The organism is Mycolicibacterium sp. XJ870, assembly GCF_053483975.1.
In genome coordinates this window covers 41,028-63,109 of the sequence record NZ_JBEFTI010000005.1, presented here as the reverse complement: position 1 = coordinate 63,109, position 22,082 = coordinate 41,028, and the positions used below count along the sequence as shown (strand labels likewise).

Annotated in this window: 23 protein-coding genes and 1 other RNA gene; 13 read left to right on the top strand and 11 right to left on the bottom strand. The window is 65.7% G+C overall.

The genetic code is table 11. The features are described 5' to 3' along the window. Nucleotides 1-5: 5 nt before the first annotated feature. Complete coding sequence (locus tag ABQF30_RS19390; protein WP_448466729.1) at nt 6-1,397, bottom strand: WS/DGAT/MGAT family O-acyltransferase; 1,392 nt, start codon at nt 1,395-1,397, stop codon at nt 6-8. Nucleotides 1,398-1,558: 161 nt separating this feature from the next. Between ABQF30_RS19390 and panB the strand changes: the two genes are divergently transcribed. Beyond that, nucleotides 1,559-2,419, top strand: a complete 861-nt coding sequence (gene panB / locus ABQF30_RS19385; RefSeq protein WP_448466727.1) for a 3-methyl-2-oxobutanoate hydroxymethyltransferase — start codon at nt 1,559-1,561, stop codon at nt 2,417-2,419. On the opposite strand, the gene ABQF30_RS19380 is transcribed toward panB, so the two are convergent. Next, entirely contained in the window at nt 2,416-3,201 is a 786-nt protein-coding gene (locus ABQF30_RS19380) for an enoyl-CoA hydratase/isomerase family protein (protein WP_448466725.1), read from the bottom strand. The genes panB and ABQF30_RS19380 overlap by 4 nt on opposite strands. Before the next feature lie 11 nt (nt 3,202-3,212). Further along, nucleotides 3,213-3,902 (bottom strand): TetR/AcrR family transcriptional regulator, encoded by a 690-nt coding sequence (locus tag ABQF30_RS19375; protein WP_448466723.1) that lies wholly within the window; start codon nt 3,900-3,902, stop codon nt 3,213-3,215. A gap of 75 nt (nt 3,903-3,977) precedes the next feature. Here ABQF30_RS19375 and ABQF30_RS19370 point away from each other — a divergent pair, with 75 nt between their 5' ends. Then, complete coding sequence (locus tag ABQF30_RS19370; protein ID WP_448466721.1) at nt 3,978-5,489, top strand: CYTH and CHAD domain-containing protein; 1,512 nt, start codon at nt 3,978-3,980, stop codon at nt 5,487-5,489. Nucleotides 5,490-5,822: 333 nt separating this feature from the next. On the opposite strand, the gene ABQF30_RS19365 is transcribed toward ABQF30_RS19370, so the two are convergent. Then, nucleotides 5,823-7,898, bottom strand: coding sequence for a KAP family P-loop NTPase fold protein (locus ABQF30_RS19365; protein ID WP_448466719.1), 2,076 nt, complete (start codon nt 7,896-7,898; stop codon nt 5,823-5,825). A gap of 262 nt (nt 7,899-8,160) precedes the next feature. Between ABQF30_RS19365 and ABQF30_RS19360 the strand changes: the two genes are divergently transcribed. Further along, nucleotides 8,161-8,748, top strand: a complete 588-nt coding sequence (locus tag ABQF30_RS19360; RefSeq protein WP_448466717.1) for a recombinase family protein — start codon at nt 8,161-8,163, stop codon at nt 8,746-8,748. A gap of 26 nt (nt 8,749-8,774) precedes the next feature. Continuing rightward, entirely contained in the window at nt 8,775-9,329 is a 555-nt protein-coding gene (locus ABQF30_RS19355) for a hypothetical protein (RefSeq protein ID WP_448466715.1), read from the top strand. 360 nt (nt 9,330-9,689) lie between these two features. Here ABQF30_RS19355 and rnpB read toward each other — a convergent pair. After that, nucleotides 9,690-10,070, bottom strand: an RNA gene (gene rnpB, locus ABQF30_RS19350) — RNase P RNA component class A. Between the two features lie 29 nt (nt 10,071-10,099). On the opposite strand from rnpB, the gene ABQF30_RS19345 reads away from it, so the two are divergent. Together ABQF30_RS19345 and ABQF30_RS19340 are read left to right on the top strand one after the other, a co-directional pair. Continuing rightward, on the top strand, nt 10,100-10,552 hold the full coding sequence (locus ABQF30_RS19345) for a helix-turn-helix transcriptional regulator (protein WP_448466713.1): 453 nt from the start codon (nt 10,100-10,102) through the stop codon (nt 10,550-10,552). Nucleotides 10,553-10,562: 10 nt separating this feature from the next. Next, nucleotides 10,563-10,985, top strand: coding sequence for a VOC family protein (locus ABQF30_RS19340; RefSeq protein WP_448466711.1), 423 nt, complete (start codon nt 10,563-10,565; stop codon nt 10,983-10,985). A 71-nt stretch (nt 10,986-11,056) separates the two neighbouring features. Here the strand turns inward: ABQF30_RS19340 and ABQF30_RS19335 are convergent, their stop codons facing one another. After that, nucleotides 11,057-12,622 (bottom strand): FAD-dependent oxidoreductase, encoded by a 1,566-nt coding sequence (locus tag ABQF30_RS19335; protein ID WP_448466709.1) that lies wholly within the window; start codon nt 12,620-12,622, stop codon nt 11,057-11,059. Nucleotides 12,623-12,668: 46 nt separating this feature from the next. Here ABQF30_RS19335 and ABQF30_RS19330 point away from each other — a divergent pair, with 46 nt between their 5' ends. Next, the gene (locus ABQF30_RS19330; protein ID WP_448466707.1) at nt 12,669-13,247 is read left to right on the top strand and encodes a type II toxin-antitoxin system RelB family anti-toxin; all 579 of its coding nucleotides are present in this window, start codon (nt 12,669-12,671) and stop codon (nt 13,245-13,247) included. Nucleotide 13,248: 1 nt separating this feature from the next. Here the strand turns inward: ABQF30_RS19330 and ABQF30_RS19325 are convergent, their stop codons facing one another. From ABQF30_RS19325 to cobC, 4 genes are read right to left on the bottom strand one after another with little or no spacing between them, the layout of a single operon-like run. Beyond that, a complete protein-coding gene (locus tag ABQF30_RS19325) occupies nt 13,249-14,343 on the bottom strand; it encodes a bifunctional RNase H/acid phosphatase (RefSeq protein WP_448466705.1) in 1,095 nt (364 codons plus the stop codon). After that, on the bottom strand, nt 14,340-15,068 hold the full coding sequence (locus ABQF30_RS19320; RefSeq protein ID WP_448466703.1) for a zinc ribbon domain-containing protein: 729 nt from the start codon (nt 15,066-15,068) through the stop codon (nt 14,340-14,342). The genes ABQF30_RS19325 and ABQF30_RS19320 overlap by 4 nt, the downstream gene beginning before the upstream one ends. Nucleotides 15,069-15,081: 13 nt before the next feature. Continuing rightward, nucleotides 15,082-16,206, bottom strand: coding sequence for a Nif3-like dinuclear metal center hexameric protein (locus ABQF30_RS19315; protein WP_448466701.1), 1,125 nt, complete (start codon nt 16,204-16,206; stop codon nt 15,082-15,084). After that, nucleotides 16,203-17,237, bottom strand: a complete 1,035-nt coding sequence (gene cobC, locus ABQF30_RS19310) for an Rv2231c family histidinol phosphate aminotransferase CobC (RefSeq protein ID WP_448466699.1) — start codon at nt 17,235-17,237, stop codon at nt 16,203-16,205. The genes ABQF30_RS19315 and cobC overlap by 4 nt, the downstream gene beginning before the upstream one ends. 71 nt (nt 17,238-17,308) lie before the next feature. Here cobC and ABQF30_RS19305 point away from each other — a divergent pair, with 71 nt between their 5' ends. The 3 genes from ABQF30_RS19305 to ABQF30_RS19295 are packed head-to-tail and all read left to right on the top strand — an operon-like array spanning nt 17,309 to nt 19,273. Continuing rightward, nucleotides 17,309-17,977 carry an HAD-IA family hydrolase gene (locus ABQF30_RS19305; protein WP_448466697.1) on the top strand — a complete coding sequence of 223 codons (669 nt, stop codon included), beginning with the start codon at nt 17,309-17,311 and terminating at the stop codon, nt 17,975-17,977. Beyond that, nucleotides 17,934-18,455, top strand: a complete 522-nt coding sequence (locus tag ABQF30_RS19300; protein ID WP_448466695.1) for an arsenate reductase/protein-tyrosine-phosphatase family protein — start codon at nt 17,934-17,936, stop codon at nt 18,453-18,455. Before ABQF30_RS19305 ends, ABQF30_RS19300 begins: the two co-directional genes overlap by 44 nt. Then, nucleotides 18,455-19,273: an SURF1 family cytochrome oxidase biogenesis protein gene (locus tag ABQF30_RS19295; protein WP_448466693.1), complete on the top strand. Its 819-nt coding sequence runs from the start codon at nt 18,455-18,457 to the stop codon at nt 19,271-19,273. The genes ABQF30_RS19300 and ABQF30_RS19295 overlap by 1 nt, the downstream gene beginning before the upstream one ends. Here ABQF30_RS19295 and ABQF30_RS19290 read toward each other — a convergent pair. Continuing rightward, on the bottom strand, nt 19,227-20,174 hold the full coding sequence (locus tag ABQF30_RS19290) for a cobalamin biosynthesis protein (RefSeq protein ID WP_448466691.1): 948 nt from the start codon (nt 20,172-20,174) through the stop codon (nt 19,227-19,229). The two genes, ABQF30_RS19295 and ABQF30_RS19290, sit on opposite strands and share 47 nt — an antisense overlap. Before the next feature lie 36 nt (nt 20,175-20,210). On the opposite strand from ABQF30_RS19290, the gene ABQF30_RS19285 reads away from it, so the two are divergent. From ABQF30_RS19285 to ABQF30_RS19275, 3 genes are all read left to right on the top strand, one after another. Next, entirely contained in the window at nt 20,211-21,038 is an 828-nt protein-coding gene (locus ABQF30_RS19285; protein ID WP_448466689.1) for an oxygenase MpaB family protein, read from the top strand. Between the two features lie 15 nt (nt 21,039-21,053). After that, nucleotides 21,054-21,446, top strand: coding sequence for a VOC family protein (locus ABQF30_RS19280; RefSeq protein WP_448466687.1), 393 nt, complete (start codon nt 21,054-21,056; stop codon nt 21,444-21,446). 82 nt (nt 21,447-21,528) lie between these two features. Beyond that, entirely contained in the window at nt 21,529-22,035 is a 507-nt protein-coding gene (locus ABQF30_RS19275; protein ID WP_448466685.1) for a hypothetical protein, read from the top strand. Nucleotides 22,036-22,082: the final 47 nt, after the last annotated feature.

Sequence of the window (22,082 nt, the reverse complement as noted above, 5' to 3'; positions counted from 1 at the left end):
TGAAGTTACCGGGTGGCGGCAATCAACTCGTCGAGTGCGATGGCGAAGTCGTCAGCCATGTCCCACAGGTCGGGTAGCAATTCCGGGCAGGAGATGATGCCGACGTCGAGCTTGCCGGTCAAGGACATCACCGTGATGTTGAGTCCGGAGCCGTGGAAGATCGGACCGAGCGGGTACATCGCCTTCACCTCGGAGCCCAGGAAGTACAACGGCACCTGCGGCCCCGGCACGTTCGAGATGACGAGGTTGTGCACCGGCTTGGCCCCCGACAGCCGGCTGGCCGCATAGACGCGCATGGCGATGCCGAAGACCGCCGGGGCGGCGAACTGCGTCCAGTCCTGCAACAGCGTCGCGCTGATTGCCGAACTATGTTGCTTGGCAACCGTATTCGCCTCGGCGATGGCCTTCAGCCGCTGCCCCGGCTCGTCGATGTGGGTCTGCAGGCTGGAGAACATCCCCGACACCTGGTTGCGTCCGGGCCTATCCGAACGGTCATGCACCGACACCGGCACCATCGCGACAAGCGAATTGTCCGGCAGTTCACCGCGATCGGCCAGAAACCTGCGGAGCACGCCAGACACCAACGCCATCACCACATCGTTGACCTTGACGCCGAAGTGGTTCTTCACGGTCTTGATGTCTTCGAGATCGAGCTGCGCGAACGCGATGTTGCGGTGGCCGGTGATGTTGGCGTTGAAGGCCGTCTTGGGTGCCGCGAACGGGGCCGCCATCGTCATCCCGCTGCGCGCCCGCCGGACCGTGTCGACCACCGAGGACACCGTCGTGGGCAACACGTTGACCAGCTTCAACGGCCTGGACGCGAACTTCACCGCGCCGCTTACCGCGATCTCCAGTTCCGAGGCCCGGCCTACTCCGTCAACGGGGTCGGGCGGGGGCGCGTCGGCTTCGGTGGTGCACAGCTGCGACATCAGATCGGCGCCGGTGACACCGTCGACTCCGGCATGGTGCAGCTTCGTCATCACCGCGAGCCGGCCACCGGCATGCGCGTCGGTGCCGGCGATGTTCTCGATGACCCACATCTCCCACAGCGGCCGCGTGCGGTCCAGCGGCAGTGATGCGATGTGGCCACAGATCTCGGCGAGTTCGGCGCGACCGCCCGGCCCCGGCAGCCCGATTCTGTGCAGATGCCGGTCGACGTCAAAGTCCTTGTCGTCCACCCAAACTGGATGGTCGAGGTTGAACCGGCTGTCGGCGAGTTTCTCCCGGAAATGCGGCATCGCCTTGATTTTCAACGTAAGTGCGTCGCGCATCCGGTCGAACGTGTACCCGCCCGGCATCGTCGACGTGTCGAGTTCGAGCACCGAACACACATGCATGGGCTGCGCCGCGGTTTCGAGGTACAGGAAGCTGGCGTCGAGTCCGCTGAGCCGTTGCATGTCGCTGATCGTATGGTGCCTGCCCGCAACTGTGAGGAAATCCACTCGAACGTTGCTTTCACCAACGTGTCGGCAGGTGGCAGACTGACAACTGTCAGCCGAACCCGGGGACCACGCAGTGGCCACGAGGATTCGAACCGACCATCAATTGAGGGACGACGATGTCTGAACAGTCTGTTTACGGTGCTGCCAGCGAAACCTCCGACTCCGCGCAGGCCGCCAAGCCACGCACCAAGGTGCGCACCGTCACGCTGCAGAAGTGGAAGGCCGAAGGCCACAAGTGGGCGATGCTCACCTGTTACGACTACTCCAGCGCGCGCATCTTCGACGATGCCGGTATTCCGGTGCTATTGGTCGGCGATTCAGCCGCGAATGTCGTCTACGGCTACGACACCACCCTGCCCATCTCCATCGACGAGCTGATCCCGTTGGCGCGGGCCGTCGTCAAGGGCGCCCCGCACGCGCTGGTCGTGGCCGACCTGCCGTTCGGCAGCTACGAATCCAGCCCGCAGCAAGCTCTTGAGACGGCGACCCGGTTCATGAAGGAAACCGGTGCACAGGCCGTCAAACTGGAGGGCGGTGAGCGCGTCGCCGAGCAGATCGCGACGCTGTCCGCGGCGGGCATCCCGGTGGTCGCCCACCTCGGCTTCACCCCGCAGAGCGTCAACGGGCTGGGCGGATTCCGCGTCCAGGGCCGTGGCGATGCGGGCGACCAGACCATTCACGACGCGATCGCCGTGCAGGAAGCCGGCGCCGTCGCGGTGGTGCTCGAGATGGTGCCCGCCGGACTGGCCACCCAGATCACCGGCAAGCTGACCATCCCCACGGTCGGCATCGGCGCCGGACCCAACTGCGACGCACAGGTGCTGGTGTGGCAGGACATGGCCGGCCTCACCAGTGGCAAGACCGCCAAGTTCGTCCGGCGCTTCGCCGATGTCGGTGGCGAATTGCACCGTGCCGCAACGCAGTACGCACAAGATGTGGCGGCCGGGGTGTTCCCGGCCGAAGAGCACTCCTACTAGGCGAATTCGGCCCGGCGCTTCGCGAGGAACGCGTCAACGCCCTCGCGGCCGTCGGCCGAATCAGCCCGCGCGGCGATGAACCTGCCCTCGGCCTCCATCTGCTCTTCGAGACTGTTCTTCAGCGACGACAGCAACAGCGTCTTGACCGCGCCGTTGGACCCGGCCGACCCGGCGGCCACCTGCTCGGCCAGTTCGGTGGCGCGGTCCGCCAGATCGGCGTCCGCGACGACCTCGGTGACCAGGCCCCACTCTTGCGCCTCGGCCGCCGACAGCGAGCGGTTGGTGAGCATCAGTTCCTGCGCTCGGCGCACACCGACCAGGCGGGGCAGGTAGTAGGACGAGCTTCCGTCGGGGCTGAGCCCCACCTTGGTGTAGGCCATGGTGAACGACGCCGATTCGGCCGCCAGCACCAGATCCCCGGTCACCGCGATGCTGAATCCAGCCCCCGCTGCCGTCCCGTTGACCGCGGTGATCAGCACGGCGTCCATCCGAGCGAATGACGAGATGGCCCGATGCAGGTCATCGGCGACACCCTTGATGTACTGCCCGCGTGCCGGTGCGGTGGAAAACGACTTCAGATCTCCCCCGGCGCAGAAGAACCGACCCGACCCGGTCAGCACCACGACCTTGGTCGGAGGAGTGTCGCAGCGTCTGGCGGCATCGGCCAGTTCGCGAGTCATGGTGTCGTTCATGCCATTTGCGGCATCCGGGCGATTCAGAGTGATGCGCGTGATGGCGCCGGACTGCTCGAAGGTGATGGCTTTATAGGAGGACTCGGTCACGGACCGGAACTCTAGCGGGCCGCCCGCTGGGGCGGTTGTACACCCAGCCTGGCTGCGGTCGCACGTACCACCGCAGCGAAGTCTCCGCCGAACCCCACGGCACGCAATGCGCCCTCCCCGATCACCCACGGCTGCTGCGGCGGGGCGTCGGTGTCGTCGGAGCGACAGTTGATCACCGACTCGACCAGGCGGAACGGTAGGTCGTCGGCGTCGGGCGGCCCGCCGCACTCGTCGATGACCGCGCCCGCCAGACGCTGGTAGGCACCGCGCAGTTCGGCACGCCGTCGGCGAAACGGCTCGAAACGGTCCGTGCGCAGCTCCGGCAGCAGATACAGCGCGCCCAGATTCCAGCAGCCCGTGCACAACTGCGTGGCATCGCCGACGACCAGCGTATGCAGCCGAGGCGCCGCCGGGCCGGGCTCTGCCAGCAGATCTGCGGCGAGACTCAGCGGCTCGTCCACCGTTCCGGACAGCAGCGCGTCGAGGATGTCGTCCTTAGTCGCGAAATGGTGATAGAGCGACGCCTGCCGAACCCCGACCTCGTCGGCGATCCGGCGCGTCGACGTACTGGCGTAACCGTGGTTGGTGAACAGTTCAGCCGCGGCATCGAGGATCTCCTCGCGGGCGGTCTTTCCGGGCCTGCGGGACTGCTCCAATCTCGGGCGGCCACGACCCGTGCCGTTCACCGCCCCGCTGTTCATCTCCACATTCTGGCATTGGGCTGGTGTGGCACGCTGATGCTCGAGTAGCCATGCCGGTGCACAACGAAGGTGAACATGGTCCCCAACACGTCGAAGACCGCCAGGTACACCGAGGTAGAGCGGAAGTTCGAGGTATCCGCGACGACGGTTTCGCCGTCGTTCGACGGGTTGTCAGCCGTAGGGCGCGTGGAACAGTCTGAAGCTCAGCAGCTTGACGCGGTCTATTTCGACACGCCGGCACGTGATCTGGCGGCCCACCGGATCACGCTGCGGCGCCGGACCGGTGGCACCGACGCCGGCTGGCATCTCAAGCTGCCTGCAGGACCCGACGCGCGGACCGAGGTGCGCACGCCGCTGAACGCCCACCCGGGCAGCGATGACGTCCCGGAAGAATTGCGCGACGTCGTGCTCGCGATCGTGCGGAATCAGCCGCTGCGCCCGGTCGCCCGGATCTCCACCCGCCGCAGCATCGACCTGCTGTACGGGCACAACGGGGCGGCGCTTGCCGAGTTCTGCGACGACCACGTCACCGCGTCGGCCGCCGGGCAGGAGGACGAGGCACAGCAGTGGCGCGAGTGGGAGCTCGAGCTGCTCACCGACAATCTGCCCGACGACTTGATGGACCGGCTGTCGAACCGGTTGACCGACGCCGGGGCGGCGCCGGCGGGGCACGGGTCGAAGCTGGCCAGGGTTCTCGACGCGGCCGGTGCCGCCGCCGAAGAGAGGCCGGTGCCTGCCGATCCCATGCACCGGGCCATCGCCGAGCAGATCGACCAGTTGGTTGTGTGGGACCGCGCGGTGCGCGCCGACGCGTACGACTCGGTGCATCAAATGCGGGTGACGACGCGCAAGATCCGCAGCCTGCTCCAGGCGTCCAAAGATGCTTTCCCATTGGCCGACAACGCCTGGATCCTCGATGAGCTGCGGGCGCTGGCCGCCATTCTCGGAGTGGCCCGCGACGCCGAGGTGTTGGCCGAGCGTTACCAACGCGCACTGGGCGAGCTTCCTGCCGAACTTGTCCGCGGCCCGGTGCGCGAGCGTCTGGTCGACGGCGCAAACCGGCGTTATGCGGCCGGCCTGCGTCGGTCGCTGCTGGCGATGCGCTCAGAGCGCTACTTCCGGCTGCTCGATGCCCTCGACGAGTTGGTCAGCGCCGAACCACCGGAGAAACCCGACGACGAGGGCTCGTCGGCGACCATCGACTCGGCCTACAAGCGGGTGCGCAAGGCCGCGAAAGCGGCCAGGGCCGCAGCAGATTCCAGCACGGCCGATGCCGAAGAAAAGGACGAGGCGCTGCACCGAATCCGCAAGGGCGCCAAGCGCCTTCGCTACACCGCTGCCGCCACCGGGGCAAGCAAGGTGTCCGACCGGGCCAAAGCCATCCAGTCGCTACTCGGCGACCACCAGGACGCCGTGGTGAGCAAGACCCATCTGAGCACGCAGGCCGAGGCAGCCCACGCGGCCGGCGAAGACACGTTCACCTACGGCCTGCTGTACCAACAGGAGGACGACCTCGCGCACCATTCCCGCGCGCTGCTGGAGGATGCGCTCAAGAAGCTGGACAAGGCGGTCCGCAAGAGCCACTAAAGCGTGTGCTGCGGAGGCGAACGAGTTGGCCTGTAAGCCGTAAATTGACTTTCGGTGTTTTCCCAGTTCATCCCAATTTGGTGCTAGTGGTGGCACGTAGCGGCAAACGGAGTGTTTGTGCAGTTCAGAGGCTCTTTTTCAACCGGCGACGAGCTGCCACCAGTGGTTGCAGAGGGGTGCTGTGCGTAGCGACTGCGTAGCACGGAGGGAGGTCGCGTTCGGTCCGCGCAGATCGCGTAGCTGCTGATGTCAAAGAAAACAGTCACGACTTCTCGTCAGGCGTGCTGTCTTCGCAAGTGACTCGACGTGCCACCCGGCTCACGGCCGTCGGGCTCATTGTCCGCGAGGACGCCACCCGCCTAGATACTTCTCGACCAAGGCAATCGTTTCGGCGAATGGGTCACTGCCGTCTCCCGCAGTCTGCGACGCAGATTCCAGGCCTCGACGGATAGCTTCGTCGTCACCATAGATTTTGATCAACGAGTCCCAGTACAACTCGGCTTGGATTCGCACAGCGCGGTCGCCTACTAAGTTGCTTCTGCTTTCGGTACGCGCTTTTTCGAAGATTCTGCGGTGCAACGCGGCCATGGCGATAGAGAAGTCAGTAACCACTGGACTCTGAGCTAGTTCCCAGTAGACGGGGGTGCTCAGTAATGTGAGTAAGTCCCACTCTTCGAGAAGTTCTATCGGATCGGCATCAGTGATCTGCCCTACGACACTCTTTTCAAAATTCGATGCATCCTCCTCATTGATAACGTTATGGCCGGTCCCTTCGCGGTGGCCAACCATACGTACAAGCAGAAATTTGGAAGATAACGATGCGACATTTGAAAGGATTTCAGATACAAGCGGCGCTGCCGCAATTGGATCATCAATGATTTTCAAGAGACGCCATATCGTACCGCGAAAAGTGGCCTCAGTGCCAAAGTCCAGAAAGCCGCTGCGCTCCCTCTCCGGAACTTCTGCAAGCAAATTTAAAAGGGCGGATACGCCAGGGACTACGTGCGCGGCTTGAAGTTGCGTCTCAAAATGAGTCATTGCTCCTATCACTTTTTCGACCCGTTCGCGTTGTAATAGCCGCAGGAAGTTTTCAAGCTCATTTCTATCCGACAGCAGTGTAAAGGCTTTTTCGGCGTCGATGAAGTCGGCTAGCGATTCTGGTTCTAAGCGTTCAATATATAAACTGAGTATGTCAGGGTGAACAACGCGACGTTCGCGCAACCAGACGCTGACGAAGTCATCGCCATACATTCCGCCACCGAGATGCCGACTTGCTACGGGGAAGACGCGATTGATGAGGGCCGTCAAGACCTCTTTCGCGAGTTCGTCATCGGCGAGACCGTCAAGCAGGTCAGTTACCTGCGCAGCCAATCGCGCATCACTTTGCCGCGCATTAGTCGTCAAACTTTCACGGTTTCGTATCAGCCGGTCAAACCGGTCTGGTAGGAAGACCTTTATAGCCTCTAGGGCGAGCAGATCGGTTACGTTGATCACTTGTCCGACGTCACGTACGGCACTCCCGAAAGAAGCGACATATCTTCGAATATCGCGGATATTGCGGATCAGCGGAAGCACAATCTCGACTAAGACATCTGTCCAACGATGTTGGTCGAAAAATGGAAATTCTTCTAAATCCCTAATCTCTCCGTTCAGTGAAGTTAGAAGCAGGCTCGCGAGGTCTGCTGTCGGTATTTCGGGCAAGCGCACGCCATGTTGGACGATCTTTTCGAGGTAGACGCGACCATCCAGACCAGATTCAGAAAGAGCTTGTTCGACTCGCAATCGGTCAAAGGCAAGCACATACACTAAATTGGGAAAATTGCCAGTCAGTCGTACGAGCTTGAACAAGTCTCGTATTTCGCGGCTGCTTAGACGATCAATGTCGTCAATCGTCACAACGATTGGTCGTTCAAGTTCCGACATCATATTCGTTAGTTCACGCCTCTTCGCGCTTATACTCGGGCGCTTAGAGTCGCTGAATTGTTTGGCTGCCTTAGCTGTCTTTAGAAAACGTTCATACCAAGCCCCAACCCAAGGGATTAATGTGATTGGACTAAACAAATTTGCATACGAGTCGACAGTGGTCGCTATTGTTCGGAACTTTTCATCTTTCGTCTCCCGTAACTGAGATGACAGTTCGTGAAAAAAAGCCTCAAGCAACTGTTCAGTTCCGGCGAACATCCAGGGATTGAACGTAATAACGGTTAGCGATGGTTCGGAGGCGAGCTCGCTCATCATCAAGTGCAACAATGAGGTCTTACCTGAGCCCCATGGCCCGACGACGCCAAACACATATCCTTCTGAACTGTCAGCACGCCGAACGTCACGCGCTAGAGCCGCCGCAACGCGCTGTCGCCCCAACAAGTCTTGATCAGGGATAGTTATGGGGTTATCGCCAACGGCTGACATTTGGCGACTGTAACTTGCGGCGCGGGCAGTTCTCGGGAGGAAACGCTACCGCAGTTCGCAGAACGCAACACCTGGCTAGCGCTTGACGACGGTGCCACTTTCCGCCACCGGACCGCCTTGCTTGTCTCAGAACCAAAGAACTGCGACACCGCTACCGACATCTACTGGGCCGAAGAGAATCCCAGGTCGGACCGCCGCATAACATGCCTCAAAAGTGCTGTCTCAAATTGAGGTGTTCTGATAGTTCTGCGACACTGTTCAGATGCCCGGCGCCGCTGGAACCGTCCTCGGATACGCCCGCGTCTCCACTGGGCATCAGTCCCTTGACCAACAAACTCATGCGCTCACCGCGGCCGGAGTGGATCCGAACCGCATCTACGACGACAAGCTGAGTGGCACCACCACCCGTGAACAGCGCCCGGGGCTCGCCGCTCTACTGGACTACGCCCGCGAGGGTGACGTGATCGTGGTGCTCGGCATCGACCGCCTGGGACGTTCTGCCGGTGAAGTCATGAGCACTGTTGCGGATCTCCTCAACCGGGGCATCATCATCCGTGCCATCCGCGAGGGTGTGGACTCGTCGACGCCTACCGGGCGTGCAGTGCTAGGCATCATGGCCTCATTGGCTGAACTTGAGCTGGAGCTGGGCCGGGAGCGCCGTACTGCGGCGCGTGAGGCGCGCAAAGCACGCGGGCAGGCAATCGGTCGCCCCAAAGCGTTGGACACGAAGAAGGCGTCTCTGGCGCAGCGTATGCACGCCAGCGGCGAGTCTGCGATCACGATTGCTGCCACGCTCGGCGTGAGTAGGGCAACCGTGTATCGGGTGCTGGCCAACGGTATTTCGCACTAGCCGTCCAACTGGTTAGCTTTCGGACTATGGACTGGCACGAGCACATCGTCTACGAGGCTCCGGAGCGGGATTACCTGGTTCAACGCAGGTACTACGTCGATGACGCGCGGTGGAGCTGGGTCGTCATTGGCGACGAACGCAAGATGACCATCACGGACAACATCGGCGATGTCCGTGTCCGTATGGCACGGCTCGGACGAAAGCGGATCTTGGCCGTGGCCGAGAAGGGGCCGAACCGCACCGACCCTTGGAAGGTCAGATTCCCTGCCGAATCGGGTCGCCAGGCCCGTGTGGCGGGTCGGTTGCATCTAGCTGTCGGTTGGATGCTGACAGCCCTGTACTGGGACTCACAAGCTGATGAGAGCGCCAGAGACTTCTACGCGCCGGAAGCTGTGGCACATCGACTCGCAATGCCACGGCCCGACGACCGTGCTGAGTACCGAACTGACGAGGACTACCAAGCGGCGCAAGAGGAACATCGGGCGATGCTGAAAGAGGCAGGGGATGCGATGTCAAGGATCTTTGACGGCATACTCGGCAATAAGAGCGACACTGCCCCAGATCCTCAGGCGGGCGTGTAGGACAGAGGCCAGCCTCTTCGCGATCCAAAGTGTCTGTGCCCTAATCGGTTGCGAGGGTGTGATCGGGGTGGGGGTTGCCCCTAATGGGCACCCCTGCACTGGCCTCGTACTGCCAGCGCCTCCCTCACTCTCCGCTAAATCTCAGCTGGCAATATCCCAGTATTCGCCCTTGAAACCGAGCTGGCAGGCAGCGTTGTACAGGTTGGACAAGGTGTAGCCGGCAGCCACACCCCAATTTGCGCACCTCGGCACCCTTGACCTTCGTATGCCCCTCAGCGCGTAGATCTTCCATGTGGTCTGCGTAGCGCCTGCGTAGCGCCAGGGCGTCATCACCATGTATTGCCTGGTAACTGGCTGTGGCGAACGAGTTGGCCTGTAAGCCGGATTCTGTCCCTCACCCCGGAGGGCGAAGCGGCGACCATCCATCTGGACACACCGTCGCCGGGTGCCTCAAGCGGCCTACCCGCAGGCTCGGGCGAGCAACCCTCAGGCGCCTGCGCGACCGCAACCAGGTTGCGGCCTTCTTGGCCTTGCTTCAGGTGGGGTTTGCCTAGCCACCCCGGTCACCCGGGGTGCTGGTGCGCTCTTACCGCACCGTTTCACCCTTACCATTGCTGGCGGTCTGTTTTCTGTGGCACTTTCCCGCGAGTCACCTCGGATTGCCGTTAGCAATCACCCCGCTCTGTGAAGTCCGGACTTTCCTCGAAGCCACAAGGGCCCCGCGGCCGCCCGGCCAACTCGTTCGCGCTGATCACCGTACTCTTAAATCCATGCCGCGGGTGCCACCGGCCCGATATTTGCTCCGGGCGAAGGATCTTGCCGACGCGCGGTACGCCGATCCGATCACCGTCGACGACCTTGCCGCGGCGGCCGGATTGTCCCGGGCGCACTTCAGCCGGATGTTCACCCGCACGTTCGGGGAGTCACCACGGGCCTACCTGCAGACGCGGCGGTTGGAGCGGGCCGCGGCGCTGCTGCGCAACACCGACCGCTCGGTTGCCGACATCTGCGTGATGGTCGGGCTGCAGAGCGTCGGCTCGTTCACCACGACCTTCGCCAAGGTGTACGGCAAGCCACCCGCAGCCTATCGCGCGGGCCTGCCGCCTGCGGCATTGCGGGCTCCGGTGCCCAGTTGCGTTCTGGCGCGCGATACCCGTCGGTTGCCGTCGAGCCGACGGAAAACAGCACACGGGAAGAAGACGGACGACGATGCCCGACCGTAGCGTCGGTCACATGATGAGAATCGCAAGCACTCACCTCTGGGTTCACGATCAGGACACCGCGCTCAAGTTCTGGACCGAGAAGGTCGGAATGGAAGTGCGCGAAGACGTTACGTTGCCCGATGTCGACGCCCCGTTCCGGTGGCTCACTGTCGGCCCGCCCGGCCAGCACGATGTCACCATCGTGCTGATGGCGGTGCCCGGCCAGCCCGTGATGGACGAGGACACTCGCAAGCAGGTGCTGGATCTGACCGCAAAGGGCTTCGCGGGCACCGTGTTTCTGACCACCGACGACTGCCAGAAGAGCTATGAGGACCTCACCGCCCGCGGCGTCGAGTTCACCGAGCCGCCTCATGAGATGCCGTACGGCTTCGACTCGGGATTCCGGGATCCGTCGGGCAACAGCATCCGCCTGACCCAGCGCACCGACGGCTAGGCGATCGTCGAGAACGACGCAGTGGTTGCTGACACTCAGTGCCAGCAACCATTGCGTCGGCCTCGGGGCGGTTAGCGGCGGCGTAGCACCATGACGTTGTCGATCAACGTGCCCGGCTGTCCATCCGGTCCTGTCGCCTCACGCTCGTCCTGGCCGACCCGCACCCGTTCCCACTGCTCGTCGGGCAGGTCGAGGTCGGCGACGACGGATTCGGCGCTGGGGAATTCGAACTTCCGGACATGCTCGGGCGCCCAGGGCGGGGCCGCCCCGTGGTCGACGATGATCAGCTGGCCGCCGGGCGCAACCACAGCGGCGGCGCGGCGCAACACACCGATGCGATCCATGGCGATCGGCGACTGCAAGAACTGAGCCGACACCAAGTCGAAGCTGCCGTCCGGAAAGCTCTCGGACAGCTCATGCCGTTCGAAGGTGATGCGATCCGTCACGCCCCGTGCCTGCGCTTCGGCGGTGGCGCGACCGATCGCGGTGTCCGAGACGTCGGTAGCCGTCACGCGCCAACCGTTCTCAGCGAGCCAGACGGCGTCGCCGCCTTCACCGCAGCCCAGATCCAGGGCCCGGCCCGCGGGCAAATCGGCGGCCAACTTCGCCAGCTGGGCATTGACCCGTCCGCTCCAGATCCGGCCGCGCTGCCCATAGTGGCGTTCCCAGAACTGCGCCGTGACAGCGGCGTTGGTCGGCCAGGGCGGTACCGGAAGCCCGAAGTCCTCGGCGCTCAGGCTTTGCACGACGGCAGCGCCGGCCTGGCTGCCGGCTGCGACGGCGGCCGCCACCTGCGGCATCTGCGCGCTCAGGTCGCCGGCGGCGAACAGGCCGGGCACCGAGGTGCGGCCGAACGCGTCCACGACAAGGCCATCCGCGACAACCGGTCCCGGTGCCGCGACGGCGCCGAGCTGTGCGGCCAGCGGGGAGCGCTGGTGCAGCGTGGTGGTCACCAGTGCCCCACGCCTGGCCAGACGGGTCCCATCGGTGAACTCCACCGCGGCCAATTCACCACCATCAGCGACGAATTGGGCGATCGAACGGTCGTCCACGGCGATCCCGGCGGCGTCCAGTTGCTTGACCTGTGCTTCATCCAATCCGCCGTCGCCGTTGGTGAGCACCACCAGGTCGTCAGTCCACCCCCGCAGCAGCAACGCGGAGTGCACGGCGCGATCGCCCTGGGCGACCACCGCCATCGGGGCGTCGCGCATCTCCCAGCCGTGACAGAACGGACAGTGGAAAACCGAAGCACCCCAGAGTTTTTCGAGTCCGGGGATGTTCGGCGGCCGGTATTCCATCCCGGTGGCCAACAACACGGTCCTGGCGCGCTCGCGGGTGCCGTCACCCAGTTCCAGCACGAACCCCCGCTCACCACGGACCACTTCACCGTCACGCACATGCACGCTCGGATAGGCGGCCAGTTCGGCGCGGCCCGCCGCGTAAAGCTCGGCGGGCGGTCGCCCGTCACTGCCGAGCAGGCCGCCGATCCCGTGCGCGGCCAGGTTGCTCTGGTTTCCGGCGTCGACCACCAGCACCCGGCGGCGGGCCCGGCCCAGTACCAACGCGGCGCTTAAACCGGCCGCGCCGCCACCGACGATGATGCAGTCCCATGGCTTGTCCATAACTTCGAGGTCCATGACCCCAGCTTGCCGACGCGACGCAAAACTGCCAAGCTATTTTGCCATGCAGGCAAAACCGGCCGAAGAGAACGTCGACTCCATGGTCCGGCGCCGGTTGCGCGAGCTGCGGTTGCAGCGCGGGCTCACGTTGGAGGATGTCGCGACCAGGGCACAGATCGACGTGTCGACACTGAGCCGGCTGGAATCCGGTAAACGCAGGCTCGCGCTGGATCATCTTCCCCGGCTGGCCACCGCGCTGTCGGTGACCACCGACGAACTGCTGCGCGCACCGGAGGCCGAGGACCCGCGGGTCAGAGGCAGCTCACACACCCACCATGACATCACTTACTGGCCGCTCACTCGGCACGGACCAGCAGGTGGGCTGCATGCGTTCAAGATCCGCATCAGCGCCCGGCGCCGCAAGCCGCCCGCCGAATTTCCGGTGCACGAGGGGCGGGACTGGATGTACGTGCTGTCCGGCCAGCTACGGCTCATCCTCGGCGAACAGGACTTCGTCGTCAAACCCGGTGAGGCCGTGGAGTTTTCGACGTGGACTCCGCATTGGTTCGGCGTGGTCGACGAGCCGGTGGAGGCGATCACGATCCTCGGACCACATGGTGAACAACTCCACCTGCACGCGTGACCTACAGGTATGCGGTCTGGTTCACCAGTCGCACCGAGGCCGCACCGTCGGCATAGAACTCGGCGATCGACAGCGAGGCCAGGTCGAGATGCAGCCGGTACAGGACGCCTTCCCCGGCGTCCAGCGCGAGCCGCAGGATGGTCTTGATCGGTGTCACGTGTGAAACCACCAGAACCGTTGCGGCACCGTGCTCGGCGATGATGCGGTTCCGGGCGCGGCGCACCCGGTGCGCCACGGCGTCGAAGCTCTCCCCGCCGGGCGGCTCGACGCTGGTGTCGCGCAGCCACTGCCGATGCAGCTCCGGATCACGTTGCGCCGCTTCGGCGAACGTCAACCCTTCCCACGCGCCGAAGTCAGTCTCGATCAGGTCGTCGTCGACGATGACGTCCAGGCCGAGCGCCTTGGCCGCTGCTGCGGCGGTGTCGTAGGCCCGCTGCAGCGGTGAGGTGACGACCGCGGCGACGCCGCCGCGCTCACCCAGATACCGCGCGGCAGCATCAGCCTGGCGACGGCCCTCGTCGGTCAGCGCCGGATTGCCCCGGCCGGAATACCGCCGATGCACGGACAGTTCGGTCTGACCGTGGCGCAGCAGCAACATCCGCGTCGGTGCGCCAGTGGCGCCGGTCCAGCCGGGAGCCACCGGCGTTTCGGCCGGTGCGGGCTTCGTCGCCGAAGCGGCGTCCTCGAGGGCCTCGGCAGCGGCATCCATGGCCTCGTTGGCCAAGCGGTCGGCGTGACTGTTCCGGGCCCGGGGTATCCAGCTGTAGCTGACGCGGTCGAACCCGGCCGCCAGCGCCGCCGCGCGGCGCTGCAACTCGATCAGGTCGGGGTGTTTGACGCGCCAGCGGCCCGACATCTGTTCGACCACGAGCTTGGAATCCATCGACACCGCGACGTCGGTGGCGCCTTGTGCGGCGGCCGCCTCCAAACCCGCGATCAGCCCCCGGTATTCGGCGACATTGTTGGTCGCACGACCGATCGCCTCCTTGCGCTCGGCGAGCACCGCACCGTGATCGGCGGTCAATACCACGGCCCCGTACCCTGCCGGGCCCGGATTTCCGCGTGATCCGCCATCGGCCTCGACGAGCACCTTCACGGCTTGACCCGCAACAGGATTGCCCCACACTCCGGGCAACGCAGCACGTCGTCGTCGTCCGCTGCCGTAATGCGCGCCATCTCACCGCGGTCGATCTCGATCCGGCAGGCTCCGCACCGGCGGCCCTGCAGCGGCCCCGCACCGGCACCACCGTTTGCGCGTTGCCGCTCATAGATGCCGACCAACTCGGGGTCGATGGCGTTGACCAACGCATCGCGGCGGGTCGCGCACTGGTGGCGCGACTGGTCGATAGCCACCAGAGCCTCATCACGCTCCTGTTGCGCCGCACTGAGCTTGGTCTGCAGCTCATCGATGCGGGTCAGTGCCTCGGCCTGTTGGCCCAGCAGCTCCTCGCGGCGCTCCATCACCTCCAGCAGGGAATCCTCCAGGCTGGACTGGCGGCGCTGCAGGGTTTCCAGCTCATGCTGGATCTCGGCGACCTGTTTGGCGCCTACCGTGCCGCCGTCGAGCAACGCACGATCCCGGTCTTCCCGCTGCCGTACCGAGTCGATCTCGGTCTCGAACTTGGCCACCTGGGCGCCCAGATCCTCCAGCGCGATCCCCAGTGCCGCCAGCCGGTCGTTGGCGGCGCCATGCTCGGCCTGGACCTCGTCGAGGCGCTGCTGCTCGGTCAGATGCTTGGCTCGATGGGCGAGACGCCCGAGCTCGGCGTCCACCTCGGTGAGCTCGAGCAGCGAACGTTGTTGGGATACTTGCGCTTTCATTACTTCCAGCTTCCTACGTTCGACTCTCGACATTCCATGGATCGGTGCGCACCGTACAGACGCGCACCGGCAGCGTGTCGCCGAAATGCCGGCGTAGCACGTCCGCCGCCTGGGCGCACCAGGGAAACTCGCTGGCCCAGTGTGCAACATCGACGAGCGCGACCGCCGACGCCCTGCGGTGCTCGTCGGCGGGGTGGTGGCGCAGGTCAGCGGTGACGTAGGCCTGCACATCGGCGGCGGTGACCGCCCCGAGCAGGGAATCGCCCGCTCCCCCGCACACCGCGACCCGCGATACCATCGCCTCGGAATCCCCGGCCGCCCGCACGCCCCACGAGGTTACCGGCAGCGCCGCACACACCCGGGATACGAACGCGGACAAGGGTTCCGGCGCAGGCAACGAACCGATCCGGCCGATTCCGACGTCGCCCGGGATGGGCGCAAGCGCGAAGATGTCGAACGCCGGTTCCTCGTAGGGATGCGCGGCGCGCATGGCGGCCAGGATCGCCGGGCGTCGCCGCGACGGCGCGATCACCTCGACCCGGTCCTCCGACACCCGTTCGACGGTGCCCACCTCACCGATCGTCGGCGACGCGCCATCGTGTGGCAGGAACTGACCGGTTCCGGTGACGCTCCAACTGCAGTGCGAGTAGTCGCCGAGCCGGCCGGCGCCCGCGGCGAACATCGCCTCGCGTAGCGGCGCGGCGTCCGCGGCGGGCACGAAGACCACCCATTTGTCCAGGTCCGGGCCCGCGGCAACGGGCGAGAGCACGCTCTGAACCGTCAGGCCGAGTGCGTCGGCCAATGCGTCGGACACCCCCGGGGAGGCCGAGTCGGCGTTGGTGTGCGCGGTGAACAACGCCCGCCCGGTCCGGATCAGCCGGTGGATCAGAGACCCCTTGGCGGTGCTCGCGGCGACGGTGTCCACCCCGCGCAACAGCAGCGGGTGGTGGGCCAGCAGCAACCCCCGGTCAGGCACCTCGGCGATGACGGACTCGGTGGCGTCGACCGCGATCGTCACCGAATCGACGGGTTCGTCCGGGTCACCACACACCAGGCCGACCGAATCCCAGTCCTGCGCCAAGTGCGGCGGGTAGGCAGCGTCCAGGACCGCGATGATCTCACTCAATCTGACACTCATCGCAGCACCTCCGTGACGGCTTCGACCAACGCCGGCCACTCCGGGCGCACCGCGGCACGCAGGTAGTTCGGGCGCAGGCCCACGAAAGTATCGCAACGGCGCACGGCAATGCCTTTGCTTTCCAGATGTTTTCGCATCAACTCCGCGTCGGGCACGGCGAACAGCACAAACGGTGCGGCCCCAGTCACCACCTCCAGGCCGAGCGCACCCAGCGCAGCCGCCATCTGCCCCCTCAGCACGGCCAGCCGCTGCGCGCCCTCCTCGGCCTCGGCGAGCGCCTGCGGTGTGTTGGCCGCGGCGATGGCTTCCAGCTGCAGGGTGCCCAGCGGCCAGTGCGCGCGGCGCGCGGTGAGCCGGGCCAGCACGTCCGGCGCGCCGAGCGCGTACCCGACCCGCAGCCCTGCCAGCGACCAGGTTTTGGTCAGGCTGCGCAGCACCAGCACATCCGGTAACGCGTCACCGGCCACCGATTCGGGCTCACCGGGGACGGCGTCGGCGAACGCCTCGTCGACCACCACCAACCTCCCCGGCCTGCGCAGCGCCAGGATGTCCTCGCGCGGATGTAGCACGCCGGTGGGATTGGTCGGATTGCCGACGACCACGAGGTCCGCCTCGTCCGGCAGTGAGGCGCCTGCCAGCGTGAACGGCGGCTCCAGCACCACGTGGTGCACCGGCACTCCGGCCGCCGCGAAGACCGCCTCAGGTTCGGTGAACGACGGCGCCATGAGCGCCGCGAGCCGTGGCCGCAGCCCGGCGAGCAGCGCGAACCCCTCAGCCCCGCCGGCCAGCAACACAACCTCCGCTTCGTCGCGGCCGTGGCGCGCGGCAACCGCCGCGACGGCGCGGCGCTCGTCAGCGACGCACGGATAACGGCCGAGGTCGCGCAGACGAGCGGCCAGCCGGTCGGTCAGCCACGCCGGTGGGGACCCGGCGCGGACGTTGACCGCGAAGTCCAGCATGCCCGGCAATGCGGCCTGGTCACCGTGGTACCGGGCGGCCGCGCGGGTTGGACTCGGAGGTGGGCACGGCACAGCACGACAGTAGTGGGCGGTGCCCCGTGGCGGGCAAGCCGGACCGCAGCGGTATAGGAGAGAATGAGCACGTGACTGACACGTTGGAGCTCACCCGTCCGCAGTTGGTGCTGTTCGATCTCGACGGCACCCTGACCGACTCGGCCGACGGCATCGTGTCCAGCTTCCGCCATGCGTTGCAGGCAGTGGGCGCCCCGGTGCCCGACGGTGACCTGACCGGCCGGATCGTGGGCCCGCCCATGCACCACACGCTGCGCGACATGGGGCTCGGCGACCATGCCGACACTGCCATCGCCGCCTATCGGACCGACTACACCAGCCGCGGCTGGGCGATGAACAGCCTGTTCGACGGCATTCCGGCGCTATTGGCAGACCTGCGAGCGGCCGGCGTGCGGCTGGCCGTCGCCACCTCGAAGGCCGAGCCGACCGCCCGGCGCATCCTCGCCCACTTCGCGCTCGACGAGTACTTCGAGGTCATCGCCGGTGCCAGCCCCGACGGCATCCGCGCAACCAAAGCCGAGGTGGTGGCCCATGCCCTGGGCCAGCTGCATCCGCTGCCACAACGGGTGCTGATGGTCGGTGACCGGATGCACGACGTCGAGGGTGCTGCCGAACACGGCATCGAGACGGTGGTGGTCGGCTGGGGCTACGGCAGCGGGGACTTCGTCGAGCCCGCCGCCGTCGCCGCGCGCGCCCATGTCGATACCGTCGAAGCCTTACGCGAGGTGCTCGGTGTCTGACCTACACGTCACATTCGTCTGCTCGGGCAATATCTGCCGCTCGCCGATGGCGGAGAAGATGTTCGCCCACCAGATCAGCGAACGCGGGCTGGCCGGGCGGGTCCGGGTGAGCAGTGCAGGCACCGGCGGCTGGCATGCCGGCGGCGGCGCGGACGCTCGCGCCTGCCTGGTGCTGTCCGAGCACGGCTATCCCAGCACGCACGTCGCCGCTCAGGTCGACGACGACCACCTGGACGCCGATCTGGTGGTCGCGCTGGGCCGCAACCACGCCCGGATCCTGGCCCAACTGGGTGTCGAGGCGGACCGGCTGCGGATGCTGCGATCGTTCGATCCGCGCTCGGGTGCGCACACCCCGGATGTCGAGGACCCCTACTACGGCACCCGCGACGATTTCGAGGCCGTGTTCACCGTGATCGAGGCGGCACTGCCCGGCTTGCATGACTGGGTCGACGCGGCGCTGGCCGCCCGGGTGGCCTGATGAAGCGGCTCGCGTTCCTCCTCCGGCCACAGTGGCTGGCACTGTTCGTCGTGGTGCTCGCGTTCGCCTACCTCTGCTTCACCGTGTTGGCGCCCTGGCAGCTGGGCAAGAACACCAAGACGTCGCGGGAGAACAGCCAGATCGCGAACTCCCTGCAGGCCGACCCCGTTCCGGTGACGAGCCTACTGCCGCAGCAGGATTCGGCCGCGCCGGACGACCAGTGGCGTCGCGTGACCGCGACCGGGCGTTACCTGCCCGAGGGCGAGGTGCTGGCACGGTTGCGGGTGATCGAGGGTGATCCGGCGTTCGAGGTGTTGACACCGTTCGCGGTCGACGGCGGTCCGGTGGTACTCGTCGACCGCGGCTATCTGAAACCCGAGCAGGGAACCGGGGTGCCGCATGCCGCCGCCCCACCGACTGGGACGGTGACGATCACCGCGCGGCTGCGTGATTCCGAGGGCGTCGCCACCGGAAAGGAACCGTTCCGCACCGATGGGGTGCAGCAGGTGTACTCGATCAGCACCGCACAGATCTCGTCGGTGACGGGGATGCCGCTGGCCGGCTCGTACCTGCAGCTGGTCGACGGCCAGCCGGGCGGGCTCGGCACAATCCCCCTACCTCAGCTCGACGCCGGACCGTTCCTCTCGTACGGCATCCAGTGGATCGCGTTCGGCATCGTCGCCCCGATCGGGTTGGGCTACTTCGTCTACGCCGAGATCCAGCAGCGCAGGCGCGAGCGGGCCGCCAAGCCCACCGGGTCCGCCGCCGAGTTCACCCCGCAGGAGAAGCTCGCCGACCGCTATGGACGGCGGCACTGAGCGCTACCGCAGACAACGCTGCAGCGGCTTGCACCACCCGCGACAACCGCACTGCGCGACCCACATCCGCGACTTCGGGGATCCGCCCATCTCCCAATGTGGGCCGGATCTCCAGCTGATGCGCGTACTGCGTCGGACCTCCCAACCGGACCCCCAACGCACCGGCGAACGACGCCTCGACCACGCCGGCGTTAGGACTGGGGTGACGCGCCGCGTCGCGCCGCCAGGCCCGTAGCGCCGCCCGCGGTGACCCACCGACCACCGGCGCGCATACCGCGACAAGAACCCCGGTCAGCCGGGCCGGGATGTAATTCAACACATCGTCGAATCGAGCTGCAGCCCAACCGAATCGGCCATACCGCGGGGATCGGTGCCCGATCATCGCGTCCAGCGTGTTGGCACCCCGGTACACCAATACGCCCGGCGCACCGCCGACCGCCGCCCACAGCAGCGGCGCCACCTGTGCGTCGGAGGTGTTCTCCGCCAACGACTCCATGGTCGCGCGGGTCAGGCCCGCGGCATCGAGCGCGGCGGGATCCCTGCTGCACAGCGACGGCAACAACCCGCGGGCACCGTCCAGATCGTCACTTTCCAGCAGGCCGGCCATCTGCCCGCCCACCCGATTGAGCGAGGTGCCACCGAGTGCGATGAATGTCGCCACCGCGGTCACCGGAGCCGAGCGGCCAGCAGCCAACCCCAACAACCCAAGCCCGGTCAGCAGCAGCCCGGTGTGCACCATCCCGGCCCGACGACTGTCGGCGTAGGTGAACCCCTCCAACCGGCCTGCGGCCGCTCCGAAGACCGCCACAGGGTGGCCCCGACGCGGATCCCCCAGCAGCAGGTCGGCGAGATATCCCGTGGCGATGCCGGCAGCCCGGGCGCGACATGTCGGCTCAAACACTTCGGCAGCGTCTCACAAGGTGGTGTACTCGAACTCATGAGGCTGGGTCCACCACGGCGGCCACGACGCGTGACTGATCTCCTCAACCCGGCGGCGGTGTTGCTGCCCGCGGCCAACGTCATCATGCAACTGTCGGCGCCCGGCGTCGGTTACGGCGTGTTGGAGAGCCCGGTCGACAGCGGCAACGTCTACAAGCATCCGTTCAAACGGGCCCGCACCACCGGAACCTATCTGGCCGCGGCCACCCTCGGCACCGACGCCGACCGAGCGCTGATCCGCGAGCAGGTGGACAGGGTGCATGCACTGGTCCGGTCGAAGACCTCAAGCCCAGTGTCCTACAACGCATTCGACCCCACGCTGCAACTGTGGGTGGCAGCCTGCCTGTACCGCTACTACGTCGACATGCACGAGTTTCTCTACGGTCGGCTCGACGACTCCTCCGCCGACGCGGTCTATGCCGATGCCCGCACCCTCGGCACCACGCTGCAAGTTCCGGAGGACATGTGGCCGGCGGACCGGGCGGCCTTCGACGCCTACTGGAAGAAATCGTTGGAGGGCCTGCGGATCGACCCGCCGGTACGCGAACATCTGCACGGGGTGGCCGGGATGGCGTTCCTGCCCGCCCCGCTGCGGCTACTCGCCGGCCGCTTCAACCTCTTCGCCACCGCCGGGTTCCTGCCTGAGGAGTTCCGTGCACACATGCAGATGACGTGGACGGCTGAGCAGAACCGGCGCTTCGAGTGGTTGCTGACCGGCCTGCGGGTCGCCGACCGGGTGATCCCGCGGGAGGTGTGGCTGCTGGGGTACCAGCTCTACCTGTGGGATATGCGGGCCCGTAACCGCCGGGGCAAGCGCGTCGTATAACAGTTGGAGGTAGCCATGGCATTTCCGTCGCTCAACCATGTGGCGGTCACCGTCCGCGATCTCGCCGTCAGTGGCCCGTGGTACCGCGCCTTGATCAGCAGCGAACCGGTACTCGACGAGCACACCGATGCCGGTTTCCACCACGTGGTGTGGGAGCTCGACGGCGGCACGCTGTTCGGCATCCACCAACACGACACGTCAGCTGCCGACGAACGTTTCACGGAGTTCCAGGTGGGGTTGGATCACGTCAGTTTCGGCTGTGCTACCCGTTCCGACCTGCAGCAGTGGGCCGGCAGGCTCGACGAGCTGGGCATCGCCCACGGTGGAATCGTCGATGCCCCGTACGGTTCTGGGTTGAGCTTCCGGGATCCCGACGGCATCGCATTGGAGTTCTTTGCCCCTAGTTGACCGGCCACGACTTGCGGGAAAGTGGACTGACCATTTCACGGATAAGATCCGACACGGGAGGACATCCGTGAAGAACCTCGCCGTGAAAGACCTCGTAGTCGGGGTCGCCACAGCAATGATCATCGGATTTGTGATTGGCGGCATCAAGGCATCTGGGCCCCATTTCCCCGCACCGGCGGTTCCAGCGCCACCGCTCCCCCAGCCGGGGGCCTACACCGTCATCGAGAGCACACCCGAGAGCACCTGGCCGCCTTACGACTGGACGTTGTCGGACTGTGGACCAGAGTGCGTCCACGTGCTCTCGCAATCCTCGGACAACAGGTGGCAGCTGGAGTTGTCGTGGAGCTCCACCGCCGACGCCAACCGCGGCGCCTGGGTCGGTGAGCGCACCAACCCTGGAATGAGTTGCAAGCTCGGCGCGCCGGAGGAATACCGGACCGGCCCCTTCACGATGAAGTACATCATCAGGCCCGACCTCACGGGCTTCATCAATATGAAGTTCTCCCAAGACAATCCGTCCTGTTCCGGCGACACCGATATGCGCAGCCGCGAACTCACGCTGCGGAAGGCCCCGACCGTGTGGTCGTAAGCTCACGTTCTTGACCTCTCGCGCGTCTACAAGGTGAAGGTATACGC

Excerpts from the sequence above, each read along its gene's own strand:
- ABQF30_RS19360 (WP_448466717.1), top strand. The coding sequence starts at position 8,161 with ATGCCCGGCGCCGCTGGAACCGTCCTCGGATACGCCCGCGTCTCCACT.
- ABQF30_RS19280 (WP_448466687.1), top strand. The coding sequence starts at position 21,054 with ATGGCATTTCCGTCGCTCAACCATGTGGCGGTCACCGTCCGCGATCTC.
- ABQF30_RS19375 (WP_448466723.1), bottom strand. The coding sequence starts at position 3,902 with ATGAACAGCGGGGCGGTGAACGGCACGGGTCGTGGCCGCCCGAGATTG.
- ABQF30_RS19345 (WP_448466713.1), top strand. The coding sequence starts at position 10,100 with ATGCCGCGGGTGCCACCGGCCCGATATTTGCTCCGGGCGAAGGATCTT.
- ABQF30_RS19315 (WP_448466701.1), bottom strand. The coding sequence starts at position 16,206 with ATGAGTGTCAGATTGAGTGAGATCATCGCGGTCCTGGACGCTGCCTAC.
- ABQF30_RS19300 (WP_448466695.1), top strand. The coding sequence starts at position 17,934 with ATGTCGATACCGTCGAAGCCTTACGCGAGGTGCTCGGTGTCTGACCTA.
- ABQF30_RS19390 (WP_448466729.1), bottom strand. The coding sequence starts at position 1,397 with ATGCAACGGCTCAGCGGACTCGACGCCAGCTTCCTGTACCTCGAAACC.
- ABQF30_RS19370 (WP_448466721.1), top strand. The coding sequence starts at position 3,978 with ATGGTCCCCAACACGTCGAAGACCGCCAGGTACACCGAGGTAGAGCGG.
- ABQF30_RS19295 (WP_448466693.1), top strand. The coding sequence starts at position 18,455 with ATGAAGCGGCTCGCGTTCCTCCTCCGGCCACAGTGGCTGGCACTGTTC.
- ABQF30_RS19335 (WP_448466709.1), bottom strand. The coding sequence starts at position 12,622 with ATGGACCTCGAAGTTATGGACAAGCCATGGGACTGCATCATCGTCGGT.
- ABQF30_RS19340 (WP_448466711.1), top strand. The coding sequence starts at position 10,563 with ATGATGAGAATCGCAAGCACTCACCTCTGGGTTCACGATCAGGACACC.
- ABQF30_RS19355 (WP_448466715.1), top strand. The coding sequence starts at position 8,775 with ATGGACTGGCACGAGCACATCGTCTACGAGGCTCCGGAGCGGGATTAC.
- ABQF30_RS19365 (WP_448466719.1), bottom strand. The coding sequence starts at position 7,898 with ATGTCAGCCGTTGGCGATAACCCCATAACTATCCCTGATCAAGACTTG.
- panB (WP_448466727.1), top strand. The coding sequence starts at position 1,559 with ATGTCTGAACAGTCTGTTTACGGTGCTGCCAGCGAAACCTCCGACTCC.
- ABQF30_RS19320 (WP_448466703.1), bottom strand. The coding sequence starts at position 15,068 with ATGAAAGCGCAAGTATCCCAACAACGTTCGCTGCTCGAGCTCACCGAG.
- ABQF30_RS19285 (WP_448466689.1), top strand. The coding sequence starts at position 20,211 with ATGAGGCTGGGTCCACCACGGCGGCCACGACGCGTGACTGATCTCCTC.
- ABQF30_RS19330 (WP_448466707.1), top strand. The coding sequence starts at position 12,669 with ATGCAGGCAAAACCGGCCGAAGAGAACGTCGACTCCATGGTCCGGCGC.